Source organism: Halalkalibacter suaedae (genome assembly GCF_017939705.1).
Classification (GTDB): Bacteria; Bacillota; Bacilli; order Bacillales; family Bacillaceae_D; genus Halalkalibacter; species Halalkalibacter suaedae.
Genome location: NZ_JAGKSQ010000002.1, coordinates 65,078 through 82,678, shown reverse-complemented (window position 1 = coordinate 82,678; position 17,601 = coordinate 65,078). Strand labels below are relative to the sequence as shown.

Below are 17,601 nucleotides of genomic sequence, written 5' to 3'. Positions count from 1 at the left end.
AACATAGCGGACGAAATGTACTTAGACTCCCGCGGAAAGCAAAAGTATATTTCAATAGCAGTTTACGTCCGCCAACTATCATTGCTCGGATTTTCTATTTTTAAATCACTTTTGTCCAGCCTCTTGTAAATTTATTTTGTATCAAGAATTGAGAAAAGCTCATCTAGGTGTTTGATTTCGTATGTTGGTATCACTTCATTACGGACTTTATCATGTCTGTTAATCCAAACAGATGTCATTCCAATACGATTGGCGCCTAAAATATCTGTCATTAAATTATCACCAACCATAATTGCCTCATTCTTAGATACATTCAATTGCTCAAGTGCATGAACAAATATACTTGGATCAGGTTTTCCTTTTCCAAAGCCTCCAGAAATAACAATATGGTCAAAATATGGAGCAATTTCTGGCGTAATGGTTAGTTTCGTATGCTGGAGATCTGGTGAACCATTTGTCAGCAGTAATAGTTGGTAATTTCCTTTTAATTGATCCAATACCCTGTAGGTTTCCTCATAAACGAAGGGATTATTTCTGCGTTCCTGTGGAAATCTCTCAGCAAGCTCTTCACCAAAATCAGGATCGTCAATTCCAACACACTTTAATCCACGTGTCCATGCTTCTTTCCGGTAGGTAGGTACAATCTCTTTCATCTTTCTAAAGTTATCGTCATCATCCAAAAAATTTCCCCATAAGCCTTCAAACGGGTTAATCCCAATCATTTGAGTAAAAGAGTATGTTTCATAAGAAGCATATAGTTCACGTGCTTGTTCACGAACTACCTCTTCTAGTTTCTTTGGATCTAGTTGATATTTTTCTGCCGCAAATTCACAGGTTGCTTCAAACGCTTTCTCAACACTTCTTTGATCCCATAACAATGTATCGTCTAGATCAAAAATGATTGCCTTCACCATACCGTTTCCCCCACTCTATTCTATTTGGTTATATATTTAGATTAACGTTCAAATCAGTAGAAGTAAATAACCTATAATTCTTTTTCTAGTTTCACTGGTAGCACATTAGTTATTGCTGAAAATAACCTTGCATCGGTTTCTAGTGAATGGTCTAGTATTGAAACAATACCTTTGTCATGATGTGTCCTAATAAGTCTACCAATTCCTTGCCTTAACCTTAAAAGCATGTAAGGTACGTCGACATCCCAGAATGGATCATTTGCACTATTACGCTTCGCAGCAAAAACAGGATCATTAGGCGGGAAAGGCAATGCCCAAATTGTGACATTGGATAATGATTCACCAGGTATATCTAACCCTTCCCACAAGCTTACTGCACATAGAACTGAGTTCGTTTCAACTTGAAATTTGTTAATAAGCCCACTAATTTCTTGGTCTCCCTCAAAATAAATCGGCCATTGAAATGAATGATCTTCAAATACCGCTTGTTTGAATCGTTGTAATTCTTGATATGAAGGAAAAAGGATTAAACCCTTTCCATCAGTATTCGCTAATGATTCCTTAACATAGTTATACTTATCAGCAAACTTGCTGATTGATTTTCCTACGATTTTCATTTGTTCCTCATAATCAAATGGAGATTCAACCGAAAATGATAAGTAATTTTTAATACCAAGGCTATTTGCTAAATACTCAAATGATCCATTTGTTGAAAGCGTCGCCGATGTGAAAATAAAAGGAAGTTTCTTTTGAAACACCTTCTCCTCAAGTACATCCTCAACTAAACGTGGCATAATGACAAGTGTTACTCCCTGTTCATCATCCGTTACCCATGTTATTGCCGATTGCTGGATGAAGATTTTTAGGGCATGATGGATCATATCAACATGTTCTTCAACAATTTTTAATTGGTATTCATCAATCGTATACATTTCACTTTCAAAGACCATCTCATCTTCAAGCTTCGCAATTAGGGTCACAAGTATCGTTATTTCTTTGAGAATACCAGAATCAACGGTAATTTCTTTTCGATCCGAGCCCTCAACAACGTGCGATTTTGTTTGTAGCAATTGACTTACATGAAGACTTTGAGAAATAAGATCCTCGATTAAAACAGCAAATTCTTCCCTTACATCATTTTCAAGTAACCTAGTTAGTAGTTCCTCTAACACATCATGTCGATATTTATAAGTAAGGGCCTTTTGAGCGGCAATCTCTAGTAAGTGACCTTCATCAAATACAATCGTACTAGCTTCGGGTAATAGAGGTAATTGTCCTTCGCGTTTTCTTGCATCATATGTCCAAATATGATCCATGTAGAAATCATGCGAACATACAATTAAATCGGTTGATTTTCTGTAGTGGTCTCTTGATAGTGTTTGTCCACAACGATGACGCTTATCACAAACAAAGCAGTCCTGAAAAGAATCCCAGCCTATTTTCTCCCATTGCTCATTTGTTAAATGAGCGTATTCCTTGCGATCCCCGTAATGATAGTATGATTGCAACGTTTCATTTGAATGAACAAACGACGGAAGCTCATCATGGATTTGATCAAACTCCTCATCATCCTCATGGGCTCTAGCATGATCTAATTTTTGTAAGCATAAGTATTGTTCCTTCGATTTAGCTAAACGAACATCCATTTCAAAATCAAGGATTTGAGATAACTTCTCAATATCTCCTCCCTTCTTCACAAGCTGTTCGATTAATGATTCATCTGCACAGGCTATAATTGCTGGTTTTCGCATATACCTTGCATAGCAAATCGCATACAATAAATAAACAATTGTCTTTCCAGTTCCTACACCAGCTTCGGCAAACATAATTTCCTTATCAATAAACGCCTTTTCAAGTTGGAATGCCATGAAAATCTGCTCATCTCGAAGCTCCATTCCGGCTTCAGGCAGTAAATCATAAAACACATCACCAATCCACTCATTAAATTGCTCAAAAAAAGGACGACTTGCTTGATAAGCAAACGGTAATTGTTGTTTATTCAAAAAAAAGCTCCTCCGCATCTATATATAAACTAACTTTTAATTATCCTCAATTATCCATAGTTTGTCAACATAAGATAAATAACGATAAAAAAGAGGATACCGAAAAGTAAAGTTTCACTTTTCTAGTATCCTCTTTTCTTAAAATAATTGCTCATATACACCATTAAGCTGTTGAAGTCTCACATCATCTTTCTCTTGTTTTGCATAATCTAGTTCATATTGCAAAATCAAATTAAGAATTCTGTTTTCATTCACCTCAAGATCACGAGCAAATTCTTCCTCATTCTTATATTCATTTGCTTCTAGTTTTCGATAAATCTCCTGACACACCTTATGATTTTCCAAATGGTTAGATAATGCTTCTCTTAAAAATGCTAAATTTGAATCCATACATATAACTTCCCTTCTCTTTTTCCATTTCATGTTAGTTTGTGATTCTATTCGCAAAACAATACAAGTTTGTTTATAAGTTTGAACAATTATTGACATACTAAAAATATAAATTGAAATAAGTTTGTTAAATGATTCACAAACTCATTTATTATGGTACACTATCGCTAACTACTTACAAGATTCTACAAATCGAGGTGTGATATGAAGAAAAAATTATTATTTAGTTTAGCTATTATGCTCGTTCTTATTCTAACTCCTTTTATAGCAGATGCACATGTGAAATGGTTCACAGAGCTAGAACCTGAAAAAGAAACAATCGAATCAATTATTAGTCCATTTTTTATGATTATGACATTACTCTGTGCAGGAATTTTAGCTGTCTTGCCCCAACTCCTACCGAGATTCATGAACTTTCCATTATTAAAAAAAATGGACTTGAAATTAGAGAGCTATAGAAAATACTCGATGACGATATTGAAATACGGGACAGCGATCGCGATAATCATTCAAGTACTGTCTGGTTCAATTTTCGCTCCAGAGATTACTCATCAATCAGCCATGTTAACATACTTTTCATGGGCATCTATTATCCTCTTACTTATACCAATTCAATTTGCGACAAGACTTGGTGCGATTATTCTACTTGTGCTGTTTGGTGTACTTACTGTTGATTATGGTGTATTCCATATGCTTGATTACGGGTTTTACTTAGCTATTATTTTTGTTTTGCTCATGTCAAAAACTAAGCTAGAAAATTGGAGTTTTCCTTTTCTCTACTTAGCAACAGGCTTATCCCTCTGTTGGGTTGCTGTTGAAAAATGGGTCTATCCCGCGATGTCTGTTGACATTGTAGCAAACCACCAGGTTCCTACATTTTTCTTTTCTGCAGCTACCTTTGTTTCAATAAGTGCATTTATTGAATTTGTTGTTGGGTATTTGCTCGTCGTCGGCGTCTTAAATCGTCTTCTTTCATTCGTCTTAACAGGAATTTTTGTAATGACAACAATGTTATTCGGTTGGGTAGAAGTAACCGGTCATTTTATGATCCATGTTATATTAATTATCTTTATTATTGAAGGGGTCTCATTTTATAAACCACCAATTACAATCCATAAGACAGTCATTGATCAAATGATTTTCGTTTTCTTAAATTTCATATTCGTTTTAGCAACCATCGTTTTGATTTATTATCGCTTTGCTTAATAGCTTTTAGGGTGACTCTAATGAGTCACCCTCAGACCGTAGACAAAACGCCTCTGAGAGATTAACAAAGGCGTTGTTACGTTATTTCATCTGCTTTTTGTTGATAGTAATAGAGGATGTGTGTTTCTCCAGTACCAGTTGGCTATTTTTTTTAGGTTCATGGCAACAAAAACACGCATCGCCTGCATTGAATTTTTTTCCATCCCTCTTGTCCATTTTCATCAATTATATTATGGAAAAACGACAACTGTCCCTTGTTTGAGGAGAATCAAATTTCCTTTTTACACTAGAAAAAGCGGACGGGATGGGAGGGCCGACTCCTGCAGGAAGAAAGGGCAGGTTGAAATCCACCGGCAGAGCCGGTTAGTTCAACGCCCGCCTGCGGAAAGCGTGCCCCCCATCCCGGTAGCGAGGTCGAAGAGCGACATCCTAACTACTAATCAAAAAACCTGTCGACTTGTCTCGCTTGCGAGACTTTGTCGACAGGCTGAGGGTGACTCTAATGAGTCACCCTTTTCTACAACTGCTATGATTGTTCGGCTTCATTTAGCTAAATTTATCACTGTCTTTTCAAGCTATTATCGCACATTAACTGTCCAGTGAAATGGATCAGCAACTTTTCCTGTTTGGATCCCTGTGAGTGTTTCGTAGAGTTGTTTTGCTACTTCACCTGTTTCTTTGTTGTTAATAATCATCTTCTTGCCATTCCAATTCAGTTCACCAATTGGAGAAATAACTGCTGCCGTTCCTGTACCGAACGCCTCCTCCACTAAACCTTGTTCATATGCTCGGAAAAGCTCGTCGAGTGAAATTCTTCTTTCACTTAACGGTACTCCCCACGTCTTGAGAAGCTCAATGATAGACATTCTCGTAATTCCTTCTAATATACTTCCATTTAGTTCTGGTGTAACAACTTCACCATTAATCTTGAAAAAGACATTCATACTTCCAACTTCCTCAATATATTTCTTCTCAATTCCATCTAACCAAAGTACTTGAGAATAGCCTTCTTTTGTCGCCTTCTCTTGGGCTTTGTATGCCGCAGAATAATTTCCTGCGGTCTTCGCAGTCCCTGTTCCACCTTTTACTGCTCTTGTAAATGCCTCTTCGACATGAATACCGACGGGGTGAATACCTTCTTTGTAGTAAGAGCCAACCGGTGATAAGATAATCATTAAACGATAACTACGTGAAGGGGCTAGACTTAGATTTGGTTCTGTCGCAATAACAAATGGCCGTATGTATAATGAATATCCATCCTCAGCTGGCACCCAATCCTGGTCGATTTTTATCAATTCTTTTAGGTAGTTAAGTACATCTTTTTCATTAATTTGTGGCATGCTTAGTCGTTCACTCGAACGATTTAATCTCTTAAAATTTTCATCAGGTCTAAAGAGTTTAATTTGGTTATCTTCTGTACGATATGCTTTCAATCCTTCAAATACAGTTTGTCCATAATGAAAAACCATTGCTGCAGGGTCAAGAGTAATTGATTCATATGGAACAATCCTTGGATCGTACCATCCTTTCCCTTCTTGATAGTCCATAACAAACATATGATCCGTATAGTGCTTTCCAAATACTAAATCCTCGGTCTTTGGAATTACTTTTTTTGTTGTTACCTGTTCAATACGAAGAGCTGACATCTTATCTTCTCCTTTCAAGAGAGGGACTTGTTCATATTGTAAAAAGTAACTCCTAACAATTCAAGCATTACTTCAAGATAACTTGCCATTTCTAAAAACAAAGAAAGAGAGCGTATTTATACACCCTCTCTCTCAAAGATTACTTTGCTCTTTTTTGTAATTCATTATCAATATCAGTCTTTAATTGTTGATCGGAGTTTTTTGCGTATTGATCTTTCGTTACAGCAATTAAAATCTCTTTGTTCTTATAGTAGTCTGGCTTTGTTGAGTGATAATAATATTTAATAATAGGCTCATCACTGAAATATGATTTTCCAAGCTTTAGTAATAGAGTAACAGGCAGCTTCTCTATTCCAGATGGCGAATTAGTAGCTTCTTCTTTTCGTATCGTCTTTTGGCTAAACGTCTCAGCTTGATTCTTAGTCAAGAAGCTGCCATTTGTTAAAACCTTCTTTACAGCTTTTTGACGAATTCGCTTCTTCTTTGAGCGAATGTTTACACTTTCTAAAATTTCGTGGTACGTAATTCCTCTTACATCTAATTGCTTGTTCAAATCTTGCTTAGTTTTTAACAATGTCAAAACCCCTTATTCATTATGTCTTTGCCTATGTAGTAGTAAATACTCGCAAAATATTCTTCATAACAATAGTATCATATTTTCATTCAATGTTAAAAAGTCCTATTTTACAGAATAATCAAACATACAATGCGAGCTAATCTTTTGACTTCAGTCCCCTATTTTTGTAAGATCATATTCTACTTTACATATTGAAGGGAGCTTAAAGATGGGACAAACAATTAAGGGTAAAATTGCTTATGTTACTGGTGCAGGAAAGGGAATTGGTCGTGCAACCGCTATCGCTCTAGCCAATGAAGGTGTTCATGTCGGCCTACTTGCACGTACGGAAAGTGATTTACAAAACGTCGCAAAGGAAATTGAAGCAATTGGAGTAAATTGCGCATACGCAACTGTTGATGTTTCTTCCCTTGAGGAAGTCAATCAAGCGATTGAAACACTTACATCCAAACTGGGGCCAGCTGATATTCTTATTAATAACGCAGGTATTGGCAAATTCGGTTCATTTTTAGAATTAGATCCAGATGAATGGAAGAAGATCATTGATGTTAATTTAATGGGTGCCTATTATGTTACGAGGGCTGTCCTGCCTCAGTTGATTGAAAAAAATGGTGGTGACATCATAAATATTTCTTCAACAGCAGGTCAAAAAGGTGCTCCTGTTACAAGTGCTTACAGTGCATCGAAGTTTGGTCTCTTAGGCTTAACCGAATCGTTAGCACTTGAAGTTCGCAAACATAATATCAGAGTAACTGCATTAACACCAAGTACTGTGGCAACTGAACTAGCCTTTAAAGAAAATTTAACTGATGGTAATCCAGATAAAGTCATGCAACCAGAAGATCTGGCAGAATTTATTATCGCACAATTAAAACTCCACCCACGTATCTTCATCAAATCTGCAGGCATGTGGTCAACAAACCCTTAAGTTATTCCTTTTCCATAGATCATGAGCCCATACAAATAGAGACCTTCTTTAATATCCTAATTAAGGATGACTAAAGGAGGTCTTTTATGTTTGGACTAACTAAGCAATTTTGGATAATCCTCGTGACTTTTTTTATCGCAGGTCTAGCTTTTTACATTTTTGTTGTTCAAAATTATCAGCTTGTTGACGCAAAAAGACTCGACCAATTGGAGCAAATTGAAAAACAGTACTCAGATGCTTATGAGCAAAGTAATGATCGAGAAGATAATGATCAGTCTGATAGCAATGAACAAAATAACGATCAAGAAGGTAATGATGACCAATCTAGCGACGAGCAAGATAATACTATGGACACTAGTGAGAATCAAAATGAGGATAATCTTTTATGGGGTGTTGATTCTGTATCAATTACAACAGAGGAATTTTATGATTGTGTGACAACAAATTTTGGGCAACCAACTGTTTGGGCCCGCTATTTAATGGACAAAGAAAACGTATCAAATGGATTAACCGAACAGGAAATTGAATTGTTCAAGGATGAAGGTATCTACATTCTACCAATCTATAATCATTTTGAAGACGCAACTGGATACGAAAATGGCGTTGCTCAGGCTGAACAGGCAATAGACTATGCGAGTCAATACGGAATACCAGAAGGGGTAGCTTTATTTGCCGATATTGAACCGAGTTATCCTGTTACTAGTGATTTCATTATTGGTTGGCATGAAACAATTATGGCGTCTAAGTATGAATCCGGAATTTATGGAGTCTTCTCCGATGATAGTGACTTAACAGCCGCATTTAATGCTGCTGCTGAAAATAATGCACAAGTATTAGAACAAACAATTATTTGGAGTAATCAACCCCAAATTGGCATCACTACAGAGGAAAATGCACCCGAGTATCAAGTAAACGCCCCAGAAAGCTCACGAGACTGGGCTTGGCAGTATGGACTTGAAGCAGATGTATGTAATATAGATACAAATTTATTTCGTTCGGATATTGTTGAGTATTTGTGGTAAAAAACGGTAAATATGTTCACGACCATACACCAAAAGCCTTTCTGTTATTTCAGAAGGCTTTTGGTACTATTCGAGGTAAACAAAGGTCTAACTGAAATACCGAACAAAAAAATCACGTAGCGGATGAAATATACGAAGACTCCTGCGGGATGTAAAAGCCAGGGGTGAGACCCCGCAGAGCCAGGGGCTCGAGGAGGCTCACCGGCTTCCCGCGGAAAGCGTAGTATATTTCAGGAGCGGTTTACGTCCGCCAATTAACATTGTTCGTCTTTTCTATTCGTTAAATCACTTATTTCCCAGTCTCATTTTATTTACCTACTTTAATTCCTTCCAGCTTGCATAATGATGAATCGCAATTCCGTGATAACTAGTAGACTCATTGAATGCATCATTTACCTTTGTTAATTCGGTTTCCATAGTAGCTCTTCCATTATTATAAAAGCTCAAATGAGATCCTTCTTCAGAGTAACCTGTCTCTACTCCAATAACCACTTTTTTCCCTAGTTTTGATCCAGTAATTATTTCGTTATTTGATAATTGAATGATCCCATTTGGTCCATCGGCGAAATTACGATATGCCATAATTGTCACGATATCCGTGTTAGCTTGTACCCAATTAGATAACAAACCATTGCCATATGATTTATTTTGAAAAGATATTTCATCAAACCAAAAAGGAATATCCGCCGCAAATGCAATATTTAATTCCTGTGCGAGATTTTGAAAGGCTTTCACCGAGTTCTGATAGTAGAGAATCGTTTTCTGGCGGCTGGTATTCCATTCTGATAGAAGATATGGCTCAACATCAGTATGGATTCCAGAAAAGCGTTGGTTCTCTGTAGACAATGATTGATAGCTACGCAACCAGTTTATCAGAGGTTGATACTCAGCAGATCCCTTTTGCGTTGCCCAGGTAGGTGCTCCATCAAGAGCATGTATATTTATATTCTGCTCGGAAGCACGTTCAATAAACGATTGATATATAGTATGAGGTAGGTCTCGATCAATTTGTAGAAAGACATCTGTGACCTGGTTGGATTGTAAAAATGTCAACACTTCAGAAGATTGAGAAACTAATTCATAAGGGTTCCAAAGCCATGTAGCCTTTACCTGAGAATCACTAGCATTGCTTAGCTGAACCGGGAATAGCGTTGCTAAAATACAAAAAGCAGCCATCATTGTAATAACCTTTTTCATGTCATTTCCTCCTAAATGAAGCCCAAAAACCCCATATCGGAGAAATTGGCAACCTGGCAACCATGCGAGTATCGCGAAGGCCCATAGCTTTGCGTCCTTATCTTTCAATAAGTATGCCTTTTCAATTTTCTTATTAATTTTATTATAGGAGAATAATTGAAAAAGTCTATACATTTTTCTCACTTTACCGAATCGTTCCTGTAGATATAATTCGAGTTTCTACATTGGAAGTTATTTCTGCATTTGCATAAGCTTCATTCCATTTTTCTTTTGACCAGTTTTCCGGATTCCTAATTCGAAAAGCTTCTCCAAAACCGGTCGGGTCAACTTGTAGTTCTTGAAAAGTTTTAAGTACTGTTACTACATTTCTTTCGAGTTTCTTGTTAATTTTCTCTTGTAACTTTGTTCTGCTTTCATTATCATCAAGCTGATAATTTCCATCATAGTCAACAATCGAGCCACGAATATAAAGATTCACATGAATCTTAGGTTCTTTTAGATTTCCATTCACCGTTAACTCAAAATGTGTCGTTACAAATTTCATTATGACCATTTCTTCTTGCGACCCATCCTCACCAGGAATTTCAATTGTTAAATCAGGTAAATTCTTCTTTTGTTTCATACCTTCTATTAATTTAGCTTCTTCAGGTTCAATCGTGTCAATCATCTTACCATTTTTAAATAATGCTACTTTCGATATTTTCGCTGAATTTGGTTTAACAACCTCTAGATAAGGCATTGTAGGGTCTGAAATTTCATCTGTATGTCGGTAAATAAAGTCTCGAATCGTTGTAAATGGACTAAAGGATGTCATTGTCCTCGGACGAAGTAATTCTGTAAAATAAATATTCACTTCAGGCTTATCCTTATAATCAGCATTTAACATTTCTTCAACCGTCCCTTTTACAACAGCAAAATAAACATTTGCACCAACATGGGGATCGCGATATAAATTTTCGGCAATGTTCCATATCCCTTTTTTTCTAGCATACTCCTCACTAAACAGAATAACTCGAAGTTGGGATGTTGTTAGGACCTTCTCGGTTAGGGTCGAAACATCCATAATTGCTTGATGAGGTAATCTAACGTTCGTAGAAAAAATTTGAAACTGTTCCTCAGCATCCTGCTGTGGCTGTGGTAATGTCACCGTCACTTTCGTTTGCTCATCATCAACATAGTCAAAACCCATAATTCCGACCATCCCCAAATCTTCAATAACCGGGTCTTTCAGATTGGGATTAGTACATCCAGTGAGTATGAGAAGAATGAAAAAAAAAGGATAGATCCGTTTCATTTGTGTGATCCCCTCCGACGTTTCATTAAATCAATTAATAGCAAGAATATTGGCAAAAGAAAAAATAAGTAACCGTAATACACACTCATTTCTTCAAAAACAATATTCTGAATTTTATTTGGGATCGGTCCTAAAAATAGAAAGGCAGATAAAAAACTGACAACATACAAATGCCAATCTTTGTTTTTGTGCTGACTAAACAAGGCATCCATCCCTTTTTTTGCTAGCCATAAATAAGCAGCCGTTGTTGATAAAACAAGAAAGACCCACAAGCTAACGCCGAAATTTTCAATTCTTTCAACAAAGTTCAGTTGAACCGCTTGATATAGATTTAATATTGGGTAGAGTACATGATTTTGTTGCCATGCCGAAAAATATACCACACTTGCAAGAGTGATTAAGGTGTAGACGACTACACTAATCCAAATACCTATTGAGGTATGTAAAAAAGCCTTCTTTTTGTTGATAATATAAGGATAATACAAGACTATGATGCCAAACCCAAACATTGATTGTGCGCCGTTATGTAATGACAATGCCCATGCAGAGGTATCGATTTCAAATGTAGGAACAACGTGAAACCAATCCCCTGTTTGGAAAGCCCATTTTGTGAAATAAACCATCCAAATTGTAATAAAAAAAGCAAACATACAAAAGCGGGCAATTGATTTAATCCCGCCGTATACGATACATATTAAAACAAGCATAATAGCTATTGTTGTAGGCACAATCGTATGATTCGGAAGCGTGATGCTTTGTACTAAACGTACATATCCCTGCAAGACAACGGCAACTTGAACAATCCCGTAAAGTAAAAGAAAAAAATTGATTATCTTACCGAAACCCTTTCCTACAATTTTTTCAGTCATTTGAAATATCGAGTCCTCTGGATATCGTTTACATAGTAAAATAAGTGGAATCAGAATTAAATTAGCTAAAATACCCAGAATCGAAGGAACAAGCCACATATTGTTACCCGCTTCACTCAGATCACTAGGAAGCGAAAAAAGACCAATACCAATGATAATGTTCTGAGCTAGAAAAATAACATGAAATTTATTTAACTTTTCAAACTTTCCTTTATCCATAATTACTCCTCATCAAGTGGTCTGACCAGATCCTTTTTCGCTCTACTAATTCCAGGTCTTTGAATCACCATTCTTGTTGGAAAACGAATAACTGAGTTAAGCAAATCTGTCCACTTCCTTGGTATAACTGGGCTGATATAAGGCACCCCGAGTGACGTTAAATTGGATAGATGATTGATCATCCAAGCAAACACAATCATTTGACCAAACATTCCTAACATCCCCGCACTAATGATATAGCCGTAGCGAATAAACCGAATCGCATTACTCATTAAATAACTTGGAGGGATAAATGAAAGCAATGCAGTTGTTGCAACAAGTACAATTAAAATATTACTAGCAAGACCTGCCTCAACAGCAGCTGTACCGATAACTATACCGCCAACGATACCAATCGTTTGACCAATTTTCGTAGGCATTCGAGCTCCGGCTTCCCTTAGTACCTCGATAACTAGCTCAATAATCAGTACCTCAATCACAGGCGGGAAAGGAACCTGCGATCTTGATTCAGCAAGTAATCGTAATAATTGTGGTGGAAGCATTTCCGGGTGAAATGTCAAAACAGACACGTATGTAGACGTAAGTAGAATGGATAGAAAGAAACCACTAAGTCGTAATGCCCGCAACAACGAAGCAGTTGTCCAACGATTATAATAATCCTCAGGGGAGAGAAACATTTCCATGAATGTCGATGGCATATTCGCGGCCTCAGGACTTCCATCCATCATTACGAGTACCTTACCATTTAATAGATCCTGGGTTGCATTATCTGTTCTAACCGTTAGACCATATTGAGGAAAAGGTGAAAATGGTCGATCCTCAAGCATCTGTTTCAGCATCGCTAAACCCATAAAGCCATGAAACTCAACATTTTCAATACGCTTTATCACTTTATCAATATGTTGTTCATTCGCGATATTCTCCATATAGATAACCGCAACTGTATTTTTGGTTTCCGTGCCAAGCAGGATTGTTTTTGTTTTTAGTTGTGGGGAACGAATTCTCCGTTTTATTAATGACAAGTTTATTTTTAAACTTTCCACAAAAGAATCTTGTGGTCCCATTACTGTCGTTTCGTTCTCTGGTGGGGAAACACTTCGACTTGGTGCACTAAAAGTACTTAGTTTTATTATTTCATTTTCAAACATTAAGATCGTGTAGCCACTCATCACATCGTGTATTAACTTAGGTAATTCATCCTGTTCAAGCACCTCGTAATGCTTAAATATCTCTTCAGGCTTATCCGAGTTCGACCAATCAATCGGGTTAAAGACCATTTGCTGCAGGATAACATCATCAATTAAGGAACTTAAAAAGATAATCGTTACCTGTGTTTCCTTAATTTTCACTTCTTTTAATACAATATCATCTATATCTTTTAAGCTTGCTTTAATGTCTTCTATTGTGATCGGTTTTTTAATGTCAGGGTTAGCAAGATTCGTGTCCTGCGGCTGTTCTGGGAAGTATTTCTTTATGCGAATACCACGTTTTCTCCTAGACATTTATAAACCCTCCTCATTTGACTACTTCCCTTATCTTTGTCCATTTTTTTCATCAATTATGTATTATTACAATAGAAAAAGGCATTGTCATTATCAATGAGATAACAACAATGCCTTTTTTACTTATTACAAAGCACCTATTCTATTAGTTAAACGTTGAATGGAAGCATTAGCTTCTTGCAAGACAATCGCCTTATCCATTGTTTTCATGATACGATTTTCCATGACAAACTTTCCGTTAACCATTGTTGAAACGACATCTGCCCTTGTTGCCGAATACACAATTCTAGAGATTGGATCAACACCCGCAGATGGGTACATATGAAAATCATTTAAGTCTAGTATCGCAAGGTCAGCTTTTTTACCAACCTCCAAACTACCAATTTCCTCACTTAGACCAATCGCTTTCGCCCCACCTATCGTTGCCATTCGAAAGACAGTGCGTGCATTCATCGCAGTTGGACCGTGCTCTGGCTTCTGGATGAGAGCAGCTAAACGCATTTCATTAAACATGTCTAAGTTATTGTTACACGGTGCACCGTCGGCTCCAAGACTTACCGAAATATCTTGTTCAAGCAAACTTGGTATTTCAGCAATTCCAGAGGCTAGCTTTAAGTTAGAACCAGGACAATGACTAACATGGATTCCTTTTTGCTTAATAATTCGTTTTTCTTCATCGTTTAACCAAATACAATGTGCCAAAATTAATCGATCATTAGCAAGACCGAGATGATCAAGATAGACGATATTCCGCATACCAGTATCCTGTTCTACAATTTCAATTTCTCCGAGATTTTCGGATGCGTGAGTATGTACATTAACATTATATTGCTTTGATAAATTTGCGACTTCCTTTAATAATGTTTCTGTACAAGAAACAACAAAACGAGGAGAAAACGCATATTTAATCCGACCATTATCAAAATTATGCCATTTCTCAAGCAAATCAACACTTTCTTGAATCGATTGAGCTGTTTTTTCCTGGAGACGCTTTGGCACTTCATCGCCCTTATCCATCATTACTTTCCCAGAAAGTGCCCTGATCCCACTAGAGGCAATTGCTTGGAAAGCAAAATCGGTATGATGAACTGTCTCCATATCAACAATCGATGTTGTTCCACTTTGAATCAATTCTCCTATTCCTAGTAAAGCAGAATAATACAAGGATTCCTCGTCATGTGCAGCTTCAAGCGGCCAGATTCTTTTTTTGAGCCAATCCATTAATTCTAGATCATCACCCTTGCCCCGAAAAACGGTCTGACATAGATGGATATGGGTTTGAACAAAACCCGGAATAACTGTTTTCCCTCTTCCATCGACCATCTTATCAACTTCTTTCGGATTGAGTTCTCGACCAATGGCTGTAATTCGATCATCCTCAATATAAATATCCCCAACAAAAATCTCTTCTTTTCCATTCATTGTTACAATTTCCGCCTGTTTGATTAACGTCTTCACCACTATCACCTCATGAATTTATCGTCTAAAAACAAGAAAAAGACTACGAAAAAAGTGCCAAGGCACTATTTTCGTAGTCAGGAATTTACGGTTCCAAGTAGAAACCCTCAGCCCGTATCGCGTGAGGTTATACGAATTCATATTCATTTACTTTCTTAACCATAGCGAAATAATTGCTAACTAACAACTAGATTGAAAGATTTTCTACCAATTCTTTTTCCTATTATATTGCAACGAAGGATTCCTCGTTATCATCATTATGATGATTTCCATTCTTTTTATGAAAAAAGATCTCACGGTCTCGGTAAAGAAGAGTCACAGCAAGGAGAAATGATAAGAAATCGGCTATCGGGAATGCCATCCAGACGCCATATACACCAAAATAATGTGGTAAAATCAGCACAAGCGGAATCAAGAATAACAATTGGCGTGATAATGAAAGAATTAATGCTTGCTTTGGTTTACCTAGTGCTTGATACAATCCCCCACTCACCACTTGTACACCAATAAGAAAGACTGCACTAAACATAATCCGTAAAAAGGTTGAACCTTCATTGATCACGACTTGATCAGAGCTAAAAATCATCATAAACCAATGTGGAACGGCCATAATTAGCAAAAAGACAATGACTGTCATCGCTATTGTTACTTTTAATCCTATAGCGACAGTGTCACGCAGACGCGTCATATTCTTCGCCCCAAAATTATACCCGACAATTGGTTGCATCCCTTGCATAACTCCCATCATTGGCATCAACGTGAACATAATGATTCGTTGTATGATTCCAAATACACCAACATGAAAGTCATTTCCAAATGTAATTAGCATTGAGTTAATTGCAATCATCATAAGGCTTCCTGCAGCTTGCTGAGCAAATGCTGGCAGTCCTACCGCAATCACTTCTTTTAGGATGGGTAGATCAATCTTAATATGATGCTTAAAAAGATTGAGTGAGCTTTTTCCGGAAAGAAAATAATAAAGAATGACGATCGAGACTGAGGCCTGTGAGAGAACTGTTGCGATTGCCGCTCCTTTCACTCCCATATCTAGTCCAAAAATAAAAATTGGATCCAAAATGATATTAAGAACAGAAGGAATAATCATGGTCATCATTGCAAACTTTGCATTTCCCTCAGAACGAATAATGCTATTTGTAGCAAAGGTAAATGTAAAAAAGAAAATGCCTAGCATCATCGGAAACGTGTAATCGATAGCATGTTCTAAAATGGTCGGAGTTGCACCAAATAGACGTAAAACCGGTTCAAGTATTGTAAAGGCAGCGACCATTCCAATGATGCTGATAATCCCTGTAACAGCCAGAATCGTACCAAACACTCGATCCGCATCCTCTTCTTTACGTTCGCCTAACCTTCTTGATATGACAGATGCACCACCAATTCCAAGTGCTGCAGAAACAGCCATCATGATCATCATGATCGGAAATGCTAATGTCACACCTGCCACAGCGTCAATTCCGACTCCATAGGAAATGAAAATGGTATCAACTACATTGTAAAAGGCCATGACGAACATCCCGATCATCGCCGGGATCGATAGGCTTCTTAATAATTTAGGTATAGGTTCTGTTCCAAGTCGATCACTATTGCTTTGTTGTTTCATTTATCTTCACTTCTCTCATTTGTTTCGCTTCACTAAATAGTTACATATCAGATCATACACCGATCATTATTTTTCCGCAATAACTTTCGATATTGGCTGTCATCAAACAAATGAATCGTCATCTGCCATTTGAACTGATACAATTATAGTGGAACAATAGAGAGGAGATTGATGATGTTAAAAAAGCTACTGTCAACATTCAGACGGAAGTGTTACTTTTGTAAGTCAACGACTCCACCTATGCGTAGGTATATTACAGAAAAAGATGAGCCAATCCACGTTTGTAGTAAGTGTCTAGAATATGCCGAAAGAAGAGCCTTTCGTAAACAGTAAAGTCTTAAATTGAAATGGTATGTATATTTTTCTTATACCCCTCGCATAATAAACGTACAACGTCGAAGGGGGGAATACATGATGGCTAATTCAAACTCAAATTCAAATCAATTACTTGTACCTGGTGTGGAGCAAGCTCTTGATCAAATGAAATATGAGATTGCATCTGAATTCGGTGTGAATCTTGGTGCTGATACAACTTCTCGTGCCAACGGTTCTGTTGGTGGAGAAATTACTAAGCGTCTTGTACAAACAGCCCAACAACAAATGCAAGGACAATATTAATTATAAACAAACACCCTAGCCCACAGTCAGAAAAACAGTATGGTTATTAACCATACTGTTTTTTGTTTGTATACATTTCAGTTAATACACCAACGCCTAGTCCTTCGCATATCTTATCCTATCTCGGTATAGCCGAT

At 37.1% G+C, this 17,601-nt stretch carries 15 protein-coding genes and 2 riboswitches; of the genes, 4 read left to right on the top strand and 11 right to left on the bottom strand.

The annotated features are described in order from the left end of the window. Window positions 1-131: 131 nt before the first annotated feature. From J7W16_RS04435 to J7W16_RS04425, 3 genes are all read right to left on the bottom strand, one after another. Window positions 132-914 (bottom strand): HAD family hydrolase, encoded by a 783-nt coding sequence (locus tag J7W16_RS04435; RefSeq protein WP_210596020.1) that lies wholly within the window; start codon window positions 912-914, stop codon window positions 132-134. A 71-nt stretch (window positions 915-985) separates the two neighbouring features. Further along, on the bottom strand, window positions 986-2,917 hold the full coding sequence (locus J7W16_RS04430; protein WP_246879852.1) for an ATP-dependent DNA helicase: 1,932 nt from the start codon (window positions 2,915-2,917) through the stop codon (window positions 986-988). Between the two features lie 138 nt (window positions 2,918-3,055). Continuing rightward, window positions 3,056-3,307 (bottom strand): sporulation protein, encoded by a 252-nt coding sequence (locus J7W16_RS04425; protein ID WP_210596018.1) that lies wholly within the window; start codon window positions 3,305-3,307, stop codon window positions 3,056-3,058. A 204-nt stretch (window positions 3,308-3,511) separates the two neighbouring features. Between J7W16_RS04425 and J7W16_RS04420 the strand changes: the two genes are divergently transcribed. Continuing rightward, the gene (locus tag J7W16_RS04420; protein WP_210596017.1) at window positions 3,512-4,513 is read left to right on the top strand and encodes a hypothetical protein; all 1,002 of its coding nucleotides are present in this window, start codon (window positions 3,512-3,514) and stop codon (window positions 4,511-4,513) included. A gap of 578 nt (window positions 4,514-5,091) precedes the next feature. Here J7W16_RS04420 and J7W16_RS04415 read toward each other — a convergent pair. Both J7W16_RS04415 and J7W16_RS04410 read right to left on the bottom strand, forming a co-directional pair. After that, window positions 5,092-6,159 (bottom strand): branched-chain amino acid aminotransferase, encoded by a 1,068-nt coding sequence (locus J7W16_RS04415; RefSeq protein ID WP_210596016.1) that lies wholly within the window; start codon window positions 6,157-6,159, stop codon window positions 5,092-5,094. Between the two features lie 139 nt (window positions 6,160-6,298). Further along, window positions 6,299-6,733: a hypothetical protein gene (locus J7W16_RS04410; protein ID WP_210596015.1), complete on the bottom strand. Its 435-nt coding sequence runs from the start codon at window positions 6,731-6,733 to the stop codon at window positions 6,299-6,301. A 211-nt stretch (window positions 6,734-6,944) separates the two neighbouring features. Here J7W16_RS04410 and J7W16_RS04405 point away from each other — a divergent pair, with 211 nt between their 5' ends. Further along, complete coding sequence (locus J7W16_RS04405) at window positions 6,945-7,664, top strand: 3-ketoacyl-ACP reductase (protein ID WP_210596014.1); 720 nt, start codon at window positions 6,945-6,947, stop codon at window positions 7,662-7,664. 86 nt (window positions 7,665-7,750) lie between these two features. Then, a complete protein-coding gene (locus J7W16_RS04400; protein ID WP_210596013.1) occupies window positions 7,751-8,686 on the top strand; it encodes a glycoside hydrolase domain-containing protein in 936 nt (311 codons plus the stop codon). Between the two features lie 315 nt (window positions 8,687-9,001). Here the strand turns inward: J7W16_RS04400 and J7W16_RS04395 are convergent, their stop codons facing one another. From J7W16_RS04395 to J7W16_RS04370, 6 genes are all read right to left on the bottom strand, one after another. Next, window positions 9,002-9,883 (bottom strand): amidase, encoded by an 882-nt coding sequence (locus J7W16_RS04395; protein WP_210596012.1) that lies wholly within the window; start codon window positions 9,881-9,883, stop codon window positions 9,002-9,004. Window positions 9,884-9,927: 44 nt separating this feature from the next. After that, a riboswitch (cyclic di-GMP riboswitch) is annotated at window positions 9,928-10,011 on the bottom strand. A gap of 56 nt (window positions 10,012-10,067) precedes the next feature. Then, on the bottom strand, window positions 10,068-11,177 hold the full coding sequence (locus J7W16_RS04390; protein ID WP_210596011.1) for a Ger(x)C family spore germination protein: 1,110 nt from the start codon (window positions 11,175-11,177) through the stop codon (window positions 10,068-10,070). Next, window positions 11,174-12,265: a GerAB/ArcD/ProY family transporter gene (locus tag J7W16_RS04385; RefSeq protein WP_210596010.1), complete on the bottom strand. Its 1,092-nt coding sequence runs from the start codon at window positions 12,263-12,265 to the stop codon at window positions 11,174-11,176. Before J7W16_RS04385 ends, J7W16_RS04390 begins: the two co-directional genes overlap by 4 nt. A gap of 2 nt (window positions 12,266-12,267) precedes the next feature. Then, on the bottom strand, window positions 12,268-13,767 hold the full coding sequence (locus J7W16_RS04380; protein ID WP_210596009.1) for a spore germination protein: 1,500 nt from the start codon (window positions 13,765-13,767) through the stop codon (window positions 12,268-12,270). Between the two features lie 126 nt (window positions 13,768-13,893). Further along, window positions 13,894-15,228: a 5'-deoxyadenosine deaminase gene (locus J7W16_RS04375; RefSeq protein WP_210596008.1), complete on the bottom strand. Its 1,335-nt coding sequence runs from the start codon at window positions 15,226-15,228 to the stop codon at window positions 13,894-13,896. 51 nt (window positions 15,229-15,279) lie between these two features. Beyond that, window positions 15,280-15,380: riboswitch (purine riboswitch) on the bottom strand. A gap of 68 nt (window positions 15,381-15,448) precedes the next feature. Continuing rightward, complete coding sequence (locus tag J7W16_RS04370; protein ID WP_210596007.1) at window positions 15,449-16,846, bottom strand: MATE family efflux transporter; 1,398 nt, start codon at window positions 16,844-16,846, stop codon at window positions 15,449-15,451. Window positions 16,847-17,260: 414 nt separating this feature from the next. Here J7W16_RS04370 and J7W16_RS04365 point away from each other — a divergent pair, with 414 nt between their 5' ends. Further along, window positions 17,261-17,464, top strand: coding sequence for an alpha/beta-type small acid-soluble spore protein (locus tag J7W16_RS04365; RefSeq protein ID WP_210596006.1), 204 nt, complete (start codon window positions 17,261-17,263; stop codon window positions 17,462-17,464). The last annotated feature ends 137 nt before the right edge of the window (window positions 17,465-17,601 follow it).

What these genes read in the sequence shown, in the direction of transcription:
- J7W16_RS04380 (WP_210596009.1), bottom strand. Translation starts at nt 13,767, where the DNA reads ATGTCTAGGAGAAAACGTGGTATTCGCATAAAGAAATACTTCCCAGAA.
- J7W16_RS04400 (WP_210596013.1), top strand. Translation starts at nt 7,751, where the DNA reads ATGTTTGGACTAACTAAGCAATTTTGGATAATCCTCGTGACTTTTTTT.
- J7W16_RS04385 (WP_210596010.1), bottom strand. Translation starts at nt 12,265, where the DNA reads ATGGATAAAGGAAAGTTTGAAAAGTTAAATAAATTTCATGTTATTTTT.
- J7W16_RS04370 (WP_210596007.1), bottom strand. Translation starts at nt 16,846, where the DNA reads ATGAAACAACAAAGCAATAGTGATCGACTTGGAACAGAACCTATACCT.
- J7W16_RS04390 (WP_210596011.1), bottom strand. Translation starts at nt 11,177, where the DNA reads ATGAAACGGATCTATCCTTTTTTTTTCATTCTTCTCATACTCACTGGA.
- J7W16_RS04365 (WP_210596006.1), top strand. Translation starts at nt 17,261, where the DNA reads ATGGCTAATTCAAACTCAAATTCAAATCAATTACTTGTACCTGGTGTG.
- J7W16_RS04420 (WP_210596017.1), top strand. Translation starts at nt 3,512, where the DNA reads ATGAAGAAAAAATTATTATTTAGTTTAGCTATTATGCTCGTTCTTATT.
- J7W16_RS04415 (WP_210596016.1), bottom strand. Translation starts at nt 6,159, where the DNA reads ATGTCAGCTCTTCGTATTGAACAGGTAACAACAAAAAAAGTAATTCCA.
- J7W16_RS04405 (WP_210596014.1), top strand. Translation starts at nt 6,945, where the DNA reads ATGGGACAAACAATTAAGGGTAAAATTGCTTATGTTACTGGTGCAGGA.
- J7W16_RS04435 (WP_210596020.1), bottom strand. Translation starts at nt 914, where the DNA reads ATGGTGAAGGCAATCATTTTTGATCTAGACGATACATTGTTATGGGAT.
- J7W16_RS04395 (WP_210596012.1), bottom strand. Translation starts at nt 9,883, where the DNA reads ATGAAAAAGGTTATTACAATGATGGCTGCTTTTTGTATTTTAGCAACG.
- J7W16_RS04425 (WP_210596018.1), bottom strand. Translation starts at nt 3,307, where the DNA reads ATGGATTCAAATTTAGCATTTTTAAGAGAAGCATTATCTAACCATTTG.